The sequence below is a fragment of the Flavobacterium chungangense LMG 26729 genome, from assembly GCF_000735715.2.
Classification (GTDB): Bacteria; Bacteroidota; Bacteroidia; order Flavobacteriales; family Flavobacteriaceae; genus Flavobacterium; species Flavobacterium chungangense.
The window spans coordinates 84,402-98,366 of sequence record NZ_JASY01000009.1 but is presented as its reverse complement, the minus strand read 5'-3'; the positions used below and the strand labels follow the sequence as shown (position 1 = coordinate 98,366).

Sequence of the window (13,965 nt, the reverse complement as noted above, 5' to 3'; positions counted from 1 at the left end):
ATCTGCTTTGATTAATTTTCAATATAAATCCATGCAACAGTTCCTGACTTCAGTGTTATTTCAACCCTTTTGTAGGCATTGGATTCGAATTGGTCCGCTTTTGCCAAATCAGCACTGGAAATATTGTAAACGATACCGTCTACAACATCCGATGGATTTTCGCTTGGCGTTGCCACAAAATAGTCTTCTATTCCAAATTCTTCTTCTATTTGAAGGTCTTTTAGTTTGTAACCCGTTAACTGGTCCGGTGTTCCGGTTAATAGTTTATTGAAAACCTGCATCTGAATTTCTTTCGACTGTAATGTTCCGTAAGAGAATATCTGTTCCATAAATCTTTATTTTCTCGTTATTTGTTTGCGTTAGGCATGGGAAGCGGTATCTCCCGATTTAGAAAAACAAGGCTTTTTAGCCGTAGTTTTTGTTAATCTGGAATTTAGCGGACAGCCCTCCCGATAACTATCGGGATTGGGAACGCCCAAATTACGATTTTTATTACAATTTAAAATAATCAATGTAATTATCCAAATCTTTATCGCCACGACCAGAAAGGCTGATTACGACAACATCTGTTGGTTTGAATTTCTTTTGATCTAAAACGGCAAAAGCGTGAGCACTTTCGATTGCCGGAATAATTCCTTCTAATTTCGTTAGCTGTAAACCTGCATTCATGGCATCATCATCAGTTACTGAGAAGAATTCTCCACGACCTGTCTGTGCCAAATGCGCGTGCATAGGGCCAACTCCCGGATAATCTAATCCTGCTGAAATTGAATACGGCTCTGTAATTTGTCCGTCTGCAGTCTGCATTAAAAGGGTTTTGCAACCGTGAATAACGCCTACTTTTCCCAGTTTGCTTGTTGCGGCACTGTGACCGCTGTCAACACCTTTTCCGGCAGCTTCAACAGCAATGATTCCAACCTCCAGTTGGTGTAAAAAGTGATAATACGTTCCTGCAGCATTACTTCCTCCGCCAATGCAAGCGACTACATAATCAGGATTTTCACGTCCTTCTTTTTCTTTTAACTGCCATTTGATTTCCTCAGAAATAATACTTTGAAAACGGGTTACCATATCCGGATAAGGATGAGGTCCAATCGCTGATCCGATAATATAATGGGTGTCAACCGGATTGTTGATCCAGTCACGGATAGCTTCGTTTGTAGCATCTTTTAAGGTTCTTGAACCAGAAAGTGCCGGCCGAACTTCTGCACCCAGCATTTTCATACGGGCTACGTTTGGTGCCTGACGTGCAATGTCTATTTCGCCCATATAAACGATACATTCCATTCCCATTAAAGCACAAACTGTCGCTGTTGCAACTCCATGCTGACCGGCACCGGTTTCGGCAATAATTCTTTTTTTGCCTAAACGTTTTGCCATTAAAATCTGTCCTATTGTATTGTTTACTTTGTGTGCTCCGGTATGATTTAAATCTTCTCTTTTCAAATAGATTTTGGTATTGTATTTTTCAGACAAACGTTTTGCAAAATACAGCGGACTAGGACGTCCTACATAATCTTTTAGTAATTGGTTGAATTCGACTTTAAAATCCGGTTCATCCATTATGCTTAGATATTTTTGGCGTAATTCTTCTACATTCGGATAGAGCATTTCAGGAATGTAAGCTCCTCCAAATTCTCCGTAATATCCTTTTTCGTCTACGTTAAAATTCATTTTGTTTAAAGTTTAAATGTTGATGATTTCAAATTTTCGTTTGAAATTGCTTAATAGATTTTTATTCTTAAGCCCTGGTTCGATTTCAAATTTACTGTTTATATCGACAGCATAAATAGGTAATTTACTATTTGAAATTTCTTCAATGGCTTTCAATTCCTTCATTCCGATTCCGCCGCTTAAAAAGAAAGGCTTTTTCGAATTGTATTTTTTCAAAATGCTCCAGTCGAAAGTTGTTCCGTTTCCACCAGGCAATTTTCCTTTCGTATCAAATAGAAAATAATCGCAGACACCTTCAAAAGGTTTAATGATTTCAAAATCAAAATTTTCATCAGCCGAAAATACTTTAATAATTTCGATTTTCTTTGGCAATTTGTTTTTTAATTCTGAGCAAAATTCAACGGATTCATTTCCGTGTAACTGAACCGCTTGTAAATTGTGTTTCTCAACCTTTTCCAGAATTTCTTCCTGACTTTGATTGACAAAAACACCCACTTTTTTGATTGTTCTTATAAGTTCCGGAATATTACCGTCACAATATCTTGCGGATTTTTCCCAGAAAATAAAGCCCATATAATCGGGAAGGAGTGAGCCTACTTCGAGAATGTTTTGAGGATATTTCATGCCGCATATTTTGAGTTTCATTTTTTTTAATACTTTAAGCTTTAAGCAATAAGCTGTAGGCTCTTTGCTTTGTGCTGATTTTTATTTGCTTTTTGCTAAAAGCTTATAGCTTATAGCGTACGGCTTACAGCTGATTAATAAATTCTGTTGCAGCTTGTCCGGCATCATCGGTTTTCATGAAGTTTTCCCCAATTAGGAAACCTTTATAGCCGTAAGGCTTGAGTTCCTGAATAGCTTCAACTGATGAAATTCCGCTTTCTGATACTTTAACAAAATCATTTGGAATCAGTGAAGCTAATTCTTTGCTGAAATCTAAACTTACTTCGAATGTTTTCAGGTTTCGGTTATTCACACCAATCATGTCTAAAGTTGGCATAATTGATTTTTGCAGTTCTTCCTGATTATGAACTTCTAATAAAACTTCTAAGCCTAAGTTTTTAGCAAATTCAGATAATGATTTGATTTCTTCACGCGTTAAAACCGCTGCGATTAACAGAATTAAATCGGCTCCGTGTGCTTTTGCTTCCAAAATCTGGTATTCTTCAACAATAAATTCTTTTCGCAAAAGCGGAATATTTACACTCGCTCTTGCTAAAAGTAAATCGTCTAAAGAACCTCCGAAATATTTTCCATCAGTAAGAACTGAAATTCCACAAGCGCCTGCATCTTGGTATCCTTTAACTACTTCTTCAACTGTGAAATTGTTGTTGATAATTGATTTTGAAGGCGAACGGCGTTTGTGTTCTGCGATAATTCCGGAGTTGCTTTCTCTTAATTTTTGACTTAGCGAAATAGTTTGTTTTCCAAAGAATACCGATGCTTCCAATTGAGAAACTGGTATAATTGATTTCTTAAGAATTACTTCTCTTTTTTTGTCTATTATGATTTTGTCTAAGATGTTCATTTATTATTATTTAAAGATTGAAAAATTTAAAGATTGAACGATGTTCTGTCTTTAAGTTATGATTCTATTTTGGTATTTAAATATTTTATAAAATTTGATAAGTTTTGTGATATTTCAATTGTTAAATCATAACCTTTTTGAATTTCTTGCTGATTACAAAAGCCTAATTCTCTGCTTAATATTAGCATACTCCTAACCTCTGCACAGCTTCCTTTTGAAATTTTTAGATATCGTATTAATTGCTTATTATTATTGTATTCTGATCCTTCAGCAATATTATTTGTAATTGACAATACAGCTCTTTTTATTTGATCTTTAAATCCAAATTCTCTTTCAAAAGGTTTATTATTCATCAATTCAAAAGTTAATTTGGCTAACTGAACTCCTTTTTTATAAACTTCAAATTCTTCAAAAGATTTAGTCATAATTTTTCAATTTTTAAATCATTAAATCTTTCAATTTATTTAATGCTTTCAATCCCTTTCCAGATAATAAACTTTCTTTTGCTAATTCAAATCCTTCAATTGGAGAACATTTTGTAACCGTTGCGATAGCCATGGCTGCGTTGGCACAAACAACATTATTTTGTGCTTCGGTTCCATTTCCTGAAATTATTTTTGCAAAAATTTCTGCCGATTCATCAACAGTTTCGCCCCCTTTGATGTCACTTTGTTTAATTAATTTAACACCAAAATCTTCTGGATTAAGCATACCTTCGGTACTATGTGTAATTATTTTGGTTGGTCCTGTCAAAGAGATTTCGTCATAACCATCTAAAGCGTGTACAATCGTAAAATTACTATCAGTATTTTGATAGAGATAGGCATACATTCTGGCTAACTCCAGATTGAAAACCCCTAATAATTGATTTTTTGGAAAAGAAGGATTAATTAGTGGTCCGAGAATGTTAAAAATGGTTCTGACTGCCAGTTCTTTACGAAGTGGTCCAACATGTTTCATAGCAGGATGGAACAGAGGAGCATGCAAAATACAAATACCGGCCTTGTCTACACATTTTTCAAGGAAACTAGGATCGTTACTAAATTTAACTCCTAAAGCTTCCATAACATTACTGGAACCTGTGATAGAAGAAACTCCGTAATTACCATGTTTTGTCACTTTTATTCCGGCTCCGGCTGTTACAAATGATGCCAAAGTCGAAATGTTAAAAGTGTCTTTTCCGTCACCTCCGGTACCTACCAAATCGATAGTATTATAATCGGATAAATCAATACGGATACACAATTCAGAAAGTGCTTCCCTGAAACCGATTAATTCTTCAATCGTTATGCTTCGCATCATAAATACGGTCAAAAAAGCCGAAATCTGGCTTGAATTGTATTGACCGCTTGAAATATTAATCAATACGTTTTTTGCTTCTTCTTTTGTAAGCACTTCATGATTGATTAATTTGTTTAATATAGTTTTCATTTTTTTAAGTCTTAAAGTCGAATGTCAAAAGTCTTAATGTCTTTTGCTTCTCATACTTATTTTAGTGTTGTGTTATTTATATTTTTTAGTTCGTATTTGACTTTATGACTTTCGGCATTCAGACTTTACGACTATACTTTTTAATGTTCATTTCCTTGGTAAATCCACATAGGTTCTGTTTTTCCCGCTCTTTCAAAACCATTTTTCTTGTAGAAATCAACTGCTCTTCCGTCTGCCGTTAGCATTTGCATGTGAAAGTGACTGTATTTCTCCTGCATTTTGTCCATAATCAACTTTCCTATTCCCTTTCCCTGATATTCCGGAAGCACTAATAAATGCGGATAATAAACAGTTAAGAATCCATCTGAAATTGCGTTACCTAATCCTACCAGCTTTTTTCCTTCCCAGGCAGTCACTAAAGTTTCAGAATTTAAAAGACCATTATACAATTCATTTGGTTTACTTGCTGAACTCCATTCATTGGCTTTGTATAAGACTAAAATGTCATCAATACTAATTTCTCTGGTTTCTAAAATTGTTATTTTCATTGATTTTGTTTTTTTGTTTCAAGTTTCAGGTTTCACGTTCCAACTAACTTGAAACTTTAAACCTGAAACAAAAAATTAATCTTTAATCCAGTTCTCTAAAATTCTTTTTCCGTTTGGTGTTAATACACTTTCAGGATGAAATTGTACTCCGCGTACATCGTATGTTTTATGGCGTAGTGACATTACCTGACCGTGCTCTTCAAATGAAGTGGCTTCCAGAACATCAGGTAAATCAGCATCAACAACCCATGAATGGTAGCGTCCTACTTCAAATTCATCTTCAAGGCCATCAAATAAAGATTCGTCTGTAACAGCTTTTTTTACATTTGTGGCAACACCATGGTATACTTTATCAAGATTTGAAAGTGTTCCTCCAAAAACTTCTCCAATTGCCTGTTGTCCTAAGCAAACACCTAAAATGCTTTTTGTTGGCGCATATTTGCGAATTACATCCTTTAGTAAACCAGCTTCATCAGGAATTCCGGGTCCTGGTGAAAGTAGTATTTTATCGAAAGAAGCAATTTCGTCAATATCAAATTCGTCATTTCTGTAAACGGTTACTTCGCAGTTTAAATCTTCAAGATAGTGTACTAAGTTGTAAGTAAAACTATCGTAATTGTCTATAACTAATATTTTTTTCATGTCTTTATTTTTTTGTTTTTATTGTTTCAGGTTTCAAGTTTCAGGTTTCAGGTTCGCACAACTTGAAACCTGAAACATAAGAAAACTTGAAACTAAATTTTTTCAGCCATTTCCAAAGCTGTGTTCAGAGCTCTTAATTTATTGTAAACTTCCTGCATTTCGCTTTCTTCGTCTGAACTTGCTACGATTCCGGCTCCAGCCTGACAGTGTAACTGATGATTTTTTGAAAGAAAAGTTCGAATCATAATCGCATGGTTGAAATTGCCTTCAAAATCCATGAAACCAATTGCGCCACCGTAGAAATTACGGTTTGTTTTTTCGTAATCCTCAATCAATTGCATCGCTCTGTGTTTTGGAGCTCCGCTTAAAGTTCCTGCCGGGAAAGTATCCGCTACAACCTGCATTGTTGTCGCTTTATCATGTAAATGTCCTGTAACTTTTGAAACCAGGTGAATCACATGTGAGAAAAACTGAACTTCTCTATATCTTTCTACATTTACATCATGACCGTTACGGCTTAAATCATTTCTAGCCAGATCGACCAGCATTACGTGTTCGCTGTTTTCTTTTTTATCTTCGGATAATTTTTTTGCCAGTTCAGCATCTTTTTCATCATTACCCGTTCTTCTGAAAGTTCCGGCAATGGGATGAATTTCGGCTTTTCTGTTTTTTACGATAATTTGTGCTTCGGGCGAAGACCCAAATATTTTGAAATCACCGTAATCAAAAAAGAATAAATAAGGAGAAGGGTTGATGCTTCGTAAAGCTCTGTAGACATTAAATTCGTCACCTTTAAAGCCCTGCGTAAAACGACGCGAAAGAACCAATTGAAAAACATCTCCGCGGAAACAATGCTTTTTAGCCAATGCAACATTGTGTTTGAACTCTTCATCAGTCAGGTTAGAAAAACCTTCGCCTTCTTTAGTGAATTTATAAGAAGCGATATTTCTGGATTGTAATAATTGTTCGATTTCAGAAATATTATTTCTTCCGTCTAAACTATGACAAAAAATATAGGCTTCATTTTTGAAGTGATTGATGGCAATGATATTTTGATAAACGGCATAAAAAACATCAGGAATCAAGGTCGCCGAATCTTTTTTGGCAATTTCTACTTTTTCGAAATAACGAACGGCATCATAAGAAATGTAACCAAACAAACCGTTATTGATGAATTTAAAATCGTTCTTCTCAGACTTAAACTGACCTGAAAATTGCTGAATTACTTCCGGAATATTGGTTGAAGCATCAATTGTATTTTGCTCTGATGATCCGTCAGGAAAAGTTTTGGTAATAGTTTCGTTTTCAATTTTAATCGTGGCAATCGGGTTGCAGCAGATGTACGAGAAACTATTGTCATTTCCGTGATAGTCACTACTTTCTAATAATAAACTATTTGGGAATTTATCTCTGATTTTAAAATAAATACTTACCGGCGTAATAGTGTCTGCCAGGATTTGTTTGTAATGGGTATTAAGAGTAAAATTTTTCATTTTGTTTGTTTTTCATTTTGTTTGTTTCGGTGGGCAGAGACGGGTTTTAAACCCGTCTGTACTTTATGAAATTCCTATTTTTTGAAAATAAAAAAAAGGCTTGTCGTGATGACAAGCCTTTTATATTTTATAGTTTACAATACCATAGGAAGCTTTGTTCACGACGTCTGACGTAAATTCTTCCACCACCAAGTGTTGTTCATTGTAATTTTCATAATCTTATTTTGATAAGGCAAATATATAAATGTAATTTGAATTAGAATGTACTAAAAGCAAAAAAAAACTTTTCTTAATTTATAAATTTGTTAAATATGTAAAAAAATAGATAATTTTAATTGCTTATTTTCCACTTGCAACTGCATTGTTTAATCTGACTCTAAAATCCGGATTTCCTTTAATATTAGGGGCTAAGAACAATTCGCTGCTTTTCATTTTTGTAAATTCTATTGCAAATTCAGGGTTTCCGTACCAGTTCTTAATTCCGGCATCATTGCTTGACGATTCGCTTGTAATTGCACCATTACAATTGTTGGCCATTACGTTTTTTATTGTAATTTTTGATAAATTATCATTATCATTTCCAATATTTCCATTTAAAAGGATGAAAGGAGTGAAGCCGGAAACGACACTATTGGTTAAGTTGAAAAAGGTATTTTCTCCAATATGAGCAGATTCACGAACTAATCCCTGATCGTTTTCTTCAAGATTTACCAATGTGATGTTGTTTGCATTTATTTTGGTCATTTTTTTAGTCATATTCGTGTTTTCAATTTTATCGTATGAATCTACTTCAAAACATCTTGACCCTGAAATATCAGATGAAAAAGGATGACGAATAGCGATACTGTTGCTGATATTGATTTGGGCTCCTTGTGTAAAATCAAAATCATCATCTGTTGTTCGGTACGAAATTAAGTTGTTCATATTCAGATCTCCGCCGTAGCATTCAAACGAATCATCATTTGAATAACTGATCTGAATGTTGCTTAAAACTGTTTTTCTGCCAACACCGGCTAATGAAAGTCCGTTAAGTTCTTTCAAAGCGCTTAATTTTCTTCCGGAATATTCAATACGTACATATTTTAGAATACCTGAGTTGTCTTCTGCATCCTGACCTCCGTAATGATTAAGCATTTCGTCTAAGTTAAAAGGCAAGGTTGCAATTCCGCCTAGTTTATTAATAGGCGCTTTCCCTAAAATAATGATACCACCCCAGTCTCCTGGTTTTCTTTCGGTTGTTTCTTTGTTAGAGGTAAAAATAATGGGATCTGTTTCTGACCCTTCTGCAATAATTTTAGAACCATTAGCAATAACTAATGTTCCGCAGGTTTTGTCATCTCCTCTAATAACAGTACCAGGCTCAATAGTAAGAATAGCGTTATTAGTTACATAAACAATTCCGACTAATTGATAGGTATTGCGTTTGCTTAGTTTCGTGTCTTTATCTATGGTACCAGCAATAATATTTGTAGCTTCGCCATACTCAACTGCTGCGGGCTTAAAATTGGTCCAGTTGTTCATCCAGTTTGATGCTCCTGTGATCCCTTTTTGTGGTTGTTGTGCATGAAGAAAAAAAGTACAGAAAAGTGTTATTAGGGCAATACGTATTTTAATTTTCATAACTATGATTTTTGATTTCCAGTTTTTGATTTTACTGTTTTTTTAACGAAGTCAAAATTAAAAGCCCAATGTTAATCAAAACGTCAGACCTTGTTATGAAAGGGTTATTTGAATATTAAGAACGTTATTTTTATGTTTTTATAAAAAAGAAACCCCAACAATTTGAGTTGTTGGGGTTTCCTGAAATAGTAAGCGAAAATTTAGAATTTTAAAGCTACTGTCAATTCGAAATCGTCGTTGATTGTTTTGTCTCCTAAACCTTCAAAGAAATTTCCTGAACCATATTTGATGTCATATTTAGTTCTGTCAACTTTAAATGCGGTTGTAGCTGTATTTCCTTTTACAGTGATGTCAAAAGTTACAGGTTTAGTGATTCCTTTGATAGTTAAATCAGCAGTAACTGTATAAATGTCAGTTGCTTTAGCTCCAATAGTTTTGAAAACTAATTTTGCAGTTGGGAATTTATCCGTTCCGAAGAAATCGTCAGCTTTTAAGTGTCCGTTTAATTTTCCTTGGTATTCTCCAGTTAAATCAGTTGCAGTTAATGAAGTCATATCAACTGTAAAGCTTCCTCCAGTTAATTTTTTTCCTTTGAAAACTACAGCCCCTTCTTTGAAGTTTACAGTTCCTGAGTGCTCCCCGGTTACTTTTTTACCTACCCATTTGATAGTAGATGCCTTAACGTCGATTTTCTTAGTTTGTGCGTTTACAGAGATACCAGCTGCTGCTACGAATAATGCTATTGCAATTGTTTTTAAATTTTTCATGTTGTAAAATTGATTTTGATTGTTATTAAATAATTATAGTGTGATAAATAATTCGTCCTGAGATTTTCTAACTTTTTTGTAATGCTGAGCATCGTCCTCATCATGTCTGTAACCTATAGTAGCTACAACTGCTGCATTTAGACCTAATTTGTCGAAACCTAAAATTTCATTGAATGCTGCAGGACTAAAACCTTCCATTGGCGTAGTGTCAATTTTTAATTCTGCTGCTGCACTTAATAATGTTCCTAAAGCGATGTAAGTTTGTTTAGATGTCCATACGTTTTTCGCATCATTTGATAAACTGGCAATCTGTCCTTTGATCATACCGGACAATCCATCTAAAGCTTCAACAGGAACACCTCTGGTTTCGCTGATGTTTTTTATATATTGATCTACAGAATTTGCATCAAGAGTTGTGTCATTTGCAAAAATAAACAGGTGAGAAGCATCTGTGATTTGAGTTTGTCCCCAGGCTTCAGCTTTTAATTTTTCTCTTAATTCCGGGTTTTCTACAATAACCACTTTAAATGGCTGTAATCCGTATGAAGAAGCGCTTAGTCTAACAGCTTCTTTTAATGTATTTAAATCTGCTTCGGAAATTTTTTTAGTCGCATCAAATTTTTTAGTTGCGTATCTCCAGTTTAAATTGTCTAATAGTGTACTCATAATGTTAATTTTGTTGGGTTCGGTATTTTTCTAATAACTGATTTAATAATTCTAATTCTTCAGGGCTTATATTCGCGGCAAATTCACGCTCGTGTGCATCTACCTTGGGGTCTAGTTCTTTTAAAACCTCTAATCCTTTTTGGGTGATTAAAACTTCAATTTTTCTTCTGTTTCCAGGGCAAACATTTCTGGTGACATATTCTTTTAATAATAGTTTGTCAACAAGTCTGGTTGTATTGCTGGTTTTCGCCAGCATGCGTTCCTGTATCACACACATATTGGCAGGGTTTCCTTTTTGTCCTCTTAATATGCGTAGTACATTGTATTGTTCTCCGGACAGATCATACGGTTTTATCAACTCGTTGAAATGATCCTGAATCACATTTTGCGTGTACATGATATTTAGAATAACTTTTTTCGCATTATCCATCTTAACAGTACTTTTTATAACCTCTTCAATTGTCATAGTTGTAAGTGTATAATTTGTATATACAAATGTATAAACTTTTAATTGTTGTATATACAAATGTCATGTTAATTTTTTGTTAATAAAATTAAACTGATTTTATTGTATACAAACCCTATGTATTTAGTATAAATGTAATGCAATTTTTTTAATATAAAATATTGATTAAAGATAATTAATAAATATTTTATATTGAGAGAGAGTATATACTCTGTAGATGCGTTGCCGGGTGCTTGTTATTGAAATTCAGATAAGAGGTAGTATTTGGAGATTTTTTTAAAATCTGAAATTTCTTTGGCAATCCATGCTTCATCATGTCCAAGTTCTTTTGCCATTAATCTTGCTGTTTTTTCAGAAGACTCAATTGCAGCTCTGGCGTCTAAGAATAATAAACGGACACGTCTTGCAAGGACATCATCAACAGTTCTCGCCATTTCATAGCGAACAGCCCAGACTACTTCTGCCATTGTAAATTCGTGATTGGGATGTAATTTTTCGTTTAATTCAGGTTCGCTTTTTTGTAATTCGGTTATTTTAGGAATATCAGAACCATAGATATAAAGGTGATTTTCCCGATCAGCAGTAGTGGTGGGTTTGTTTCCATGAACAGCAAGATGTTCAGTATTGCATTGTTTTTTTGGCAGTTTGCCGGTACTAATTGCCTTGTCTATAATATCTTCGGCAATTTTTCTGTAGGTTGTCCACTTTCCTCCGGTAATAGTGATTAAGCCGGTTTTAGAAACGAGAATTTTATGACTTCTTGAAACTTCTTTAGTACTTTTTCCTTCTTCTTTTGGCGCAGCAAGCGGACGTAAACCTGCAAAAACAGATAATACATCTGCTCTGGTTGGTTTTTTTGCTAAGAAGCGTTGCGCTGTTTCCAAAACAAATTGGATTTCACTTTCCAGTGCAACAGGCTCTAAGCTATGGCTTTTAATTAAGGTATCAGTTGTTCCCACCACCGCACGGTTATGCCACGGAACTGCAAATAAAACTCTTCCGTCTTTGGTTTTCGGAATCATCAGGGCGTGATCGCCGGGTAAAAACGATTTATCAAACACCAAATGGATTCCCTGACTTGGAACAATATATTTTTTGTACACTTTATCGTTGAGCTTCATTATGGCATTTGTAAAAACACCAGTAGCATTTATGATGGCTGATCCTTTTATGTCATATTTAGTTCCGGTTTCCTGATCGATTGCCTGTACGCCAACAACAGTTTCTTTGTCGTCTTTTAACAGATTGACAACTTTTATATAATTAATAACACAGGCTCCTTTTTCTACGGCAGTCTGGGCAAGGTTGATGGCCAAACGGGAATCATCAAATTGCCCGTCGTGATAAATAACACCGTTTGCCAAACCCTTTTCCTGTACATTCGGAAGCATTTCGATTGTTTTTTCTTTTGAGATATATTTTGAAGCGCCTAAACTTAAACTGCCTGCCAATAAATCATAAATTTTTAAGCCGATAGTATAGAAATAACCGCTCCAGCGATTGTAATTCGGAATAACAAACGATTGATTTTTAACCAAATGACCAGCGTTTTGAGCCAGTAAACCTCTTTCTTTTAATGCCTCCCTTACCAGATTCACATCGCCTTGTGCCAGATAGCGTACACCGCCATGAACTAATTTAGTACTTCTGCTTGAAGTTCCTTTTGCAAAATCGACTGCTTCCAGTAAGATTGTTTTATAACCTCTGCTGGCAGCATCAAGGGCAGTTCCAAGACCGCTTGCTCCTCCGCCAATGATTATAACGTCCCAATTTTGTGTGTTTTGTAGTTTTGATAGCTGTTCTGTGCGATTCATATTGTTTTAGGCGTTGTTTTTGGAGGAGTGCTCAGCAACAAACTTAACAAAATGAAACTAAAAACAGCTTGTAGAATTTATAATTGTATCTAAATTATTTTACACTATTAAATTTCTAAAGATCTTAGAGCCGAGATTATGCGTGAGGGATAGGAAGAAGCTACCGAAGTAGCCTGGATAGCCCGACAGCATCCCGATAAAAAGGGGAGTAAGTGCAAAGAAGATTACCCTTTTTATCGGGATGGTGGCACGTCCAGATATTAATGAGGTAATTTATCTTTAATCAAACCGTAAACCCACGTTCCGGCAATGGCACTTACTAAAGTTACAACAATTACAGTTGCACCAGTACCAATTTGAGCGAACAATGGACCCGGACATGCGCCGGTAATCGCCCAGCCGAAACCGAATAATAATCCTCCGTAGATTTGTCCTTTGTTGAACGTTTTGGGTTGGATTTCGATTTTTTCGCCCTGAAGTGTTTTGATATTGAATTTTTTAATCAATTGCACTGATAGTAATCCGATAGCAACGGCACTTCCAATTACGCCATACATGTGAAATGACTCCAGATGGAACATTTCCTGAATGCGGAACCAGCTGATGATTTCGGCTTTTACGAATACAATGCCGAAAAAGATACCAACGATTAAATATTTTAAATTTCCGAATGCCGATTCTTTTTGCTGACTTGCATTGATTCCTTCTCCGTCTGTATTTTTATTTTCTAAATTCATTTTTGAAATTTTAAAGTGAAAGAATATAAGGCAGAATTAAAAGTGACATGATAAAACCGCCAATCATAAAACAGATTGTGGCTACCAGAGAAGGCCATTGCAGGTTTGATAATCCCATAATCGCATGTCCGCTTGTGCATCCGCCTGCGTAACGGGTTCCGAAACCTACTAAAAAACCGCCCACAACAATCATGATGAATCCGCGAAGTGTTAGTAAACTTTCCCAGGAAAATAATTGTGCGGGAACCAAACCTGTGTAGTCTGTGATTCCGTAAGTAGCTAATTTCTCTGATAATTCAGGGGTAATTACAACTGCATTTGGATTTGACAGGAAGTACGCACCAATAACGCCGCCAAGAAAAATTCCGAGTACGAAAAATAAATTCCAGCTTTCTTTTTTCCAGTCGTATTTAAAAAACGGAATATTAGCCGGAATACACATTGCACAAATATGACGCAATGATGAACTAATTCCGAAAGATTTATTTCCGATAATTAATAAAATTGGAACAGTTAATCCAATCAGCGGACCTGCTACGTACCAAGGCCAAGGTTCTTTTATAATTTCTAATATACTCA

At 35.1% G+C, this 13,965-nt stretch carries 16 protein-coding genes; all 16 read right to left on the bottom strand.

Going from position 1 to position 13,965, the window contains the following annotated elements:
• Nucleotides 1-11 precede the first annotated feature (11 nt).
• On the bottom strand, nt 12-329 hold the full coding sequence (locus tag JE46_RS16280) for a gamma-glutamylcyclotransferase family protein (protein ID WP_031456342.1): 318 nt from the start codon (nt 327-329) through the stop codon (nt 12-14).
• Between the two features lie 163 nt (nt 330-492).
• Complete coding sequence (gene trpB / locus JE46_RS16275) at nt 493-1,674, bottom strand: tryptophan synthase subunit beta (protein WP_031456341.1); 1,182 nt, start codon at nt 1,672-1,674, stop codon at nt 493-495.
• Between the two features lie 12 nt (nt 1,675-1,686).
• Complete coding sequence (locus tag JE46_RS16270) at nt 1,687-2,319, bottom strand: phosphoribosylanthranilate isomerase (protein WP_031456340.1); 633 nt, start codon at nt 2,317-2,319, stop codon at nt 1,687-1,689.
• A gap of 103 nt (nt 2,320-2,422) precedes the next feature.
• The gene (gene trpC / locus JE46_RS16265; RefSeq protein ID WP_031456339.1) at nt 2,423-3,202 is read right to left on the bottom strand and encodes an indole-3-glycerol phosphate synthase TrpC; all 780 of its coding nucleotides are present in this window, start codon (nt 3,200-3,202) and stop codon (nt 2,423-2,425) included.
• A gap of 56 nt (nt 3,203-3,258) precedes the next feature.
• Complete coding sequence (locus tag JE46_RS16260; RefSeq protein WP_031456338.1) at nt 3,259-3,627, bottom strand: four helix bundle protein; 369 nt, start codon at nt 3,625-3,627, stop codon at nt 3,259-3,261.
• A 13-nt stretch (nt 3,628-3,640) separates the two neighbouring features.
• The gene (gene trpD / locus JE46_RS16255) at nt 3,641-4,633 is read right to left on the bottom strand and encodes an anthranilate phosphoribosyltransferase (protein WP_031456337.1); all 993 of its coding nucleotides are present in this window, start codon (nt 4,631-4,633) and stop codon (nt 3,641-3,643) included.
• A 140-nt stretch (nt 4,634-4,773) separates the two neighbouring features.
• A complete protein-coding gene (locus tag JE46_RS16250; protein ID WP_031456336.1) occupies nt 4,774-5,181 on the bottom strand; it encodes a GNAT family N-acetyltransferase in 408 nt (135 codons plus the stop codon).
• 75 nt (nt 5,182-5,256) lie between these two features.
• Nucleotides 5,257-5,823, bottom strand: coding sequence for an anthranilate synthase component II (locus tag JE46_RS16245; protein WP_031456335.1), 567 nt, complete (start codon nt 5,821-5,823; stop codon nt 5,257-5,259).
• A 92-nt stretch (nt 5,824-5,915) separates the two neighbouring features.
• Nucleotides 5,916-7,316 (bottom strand): anthranilate synthase component I family protein, encoded by a 1,401-nt coding sequence (locus JE46_RS16240; RefSeq protein WP_031456334.1) that lies wholly within the window; start codon nt 7,314-7,316, stop codon nt 5,916-5,918.
• 339 nt (nt 7,317-7,655) lie between these two features.
• Nucleotides 7,656-8,936, bottom strand: a complete 1,281-nt coding sequence (locus JE46_RS16235) for a hypothetical protein (protein WP_031456333.1) — start codon at nt 8,934-8,936, stop codon at nt 7,656-7,658.
• A 200-nt stretch (nt 8,937-9,136) separates the two neighbouring features.
• Nucleotides 9,137-9,703: a YceI family protein gene (locus JE46_RS16230; RefSeq protein ID WP_031456332.1), complete on the bottom strand. Its 567-nt coding sequence runs from the start codon at nt 9,701-9,703 to the stop codon at nt 9,137-9,139.
• Nucleotides 9,704-9,736: 33 nt separating this feature from the next.
• Nucleotides 9,737-10,369, bottom strand: a complete 633-nt coding sequence (locus JE46_RS16225) for an NAD(P)H-dependent oxidoreductase (protein ID WP_031456331.1) — start codon at nt 10,367-10,369, stop codon at nt 9,737-9,739.
• Between the two features lie 4 nt (nt 10,370-10,373).
• Nucleotides 10,374-10,835 (bottom strand): MarR family winged helix-turn-helix transcriptional regulator, encoded by a 462-nt coding sequence (locus JE46_RS16220; protein WP_031456330.1) that lies wholly within the window; start codon nt 10,833-10,835, stop codon nt 10,374-10,376.
• A 236-nt stretch (nt 10,836-11,071) separates the two neighbouring features.
• Nucleotides 11,072-12,649 (bottom strand): glycerol-3-phosphate dehydrogenase/oxidase, encoded by a 1,578-nt coding sequence (locus JE46_RS16215; protein ID WP_031456329.1) that lies wholly within the window; start codon nt 12,647-12,649, stop codon nt 11,072-11,074.
• A gap of 260 nt (nt 12,650-12,909) precedes the next feature.
• On the bottom strand, nt 12,910-13,386 hold the full coding sequence (locus tag JE46_RS16210; protein WP_031456328.1) for a DUF6691 family protein: 477 nt from the start codon (nt 13,384-13,386) through the stop codon (nt 12,910-12,912).
• 10 nt (nt 13,387-13,396) lie between these two features.
• Entirely contained in the window at nt 13,397-13,960 is a 564-nt protein-coding gene (locus JE46_RS16205) for a YeeE/YedE family protein (RefSeq protein WP_031456327.1), read from the bottom strand.
• Nucleotides 13,961-13,965: the final 5 nt, after the last annotated feature.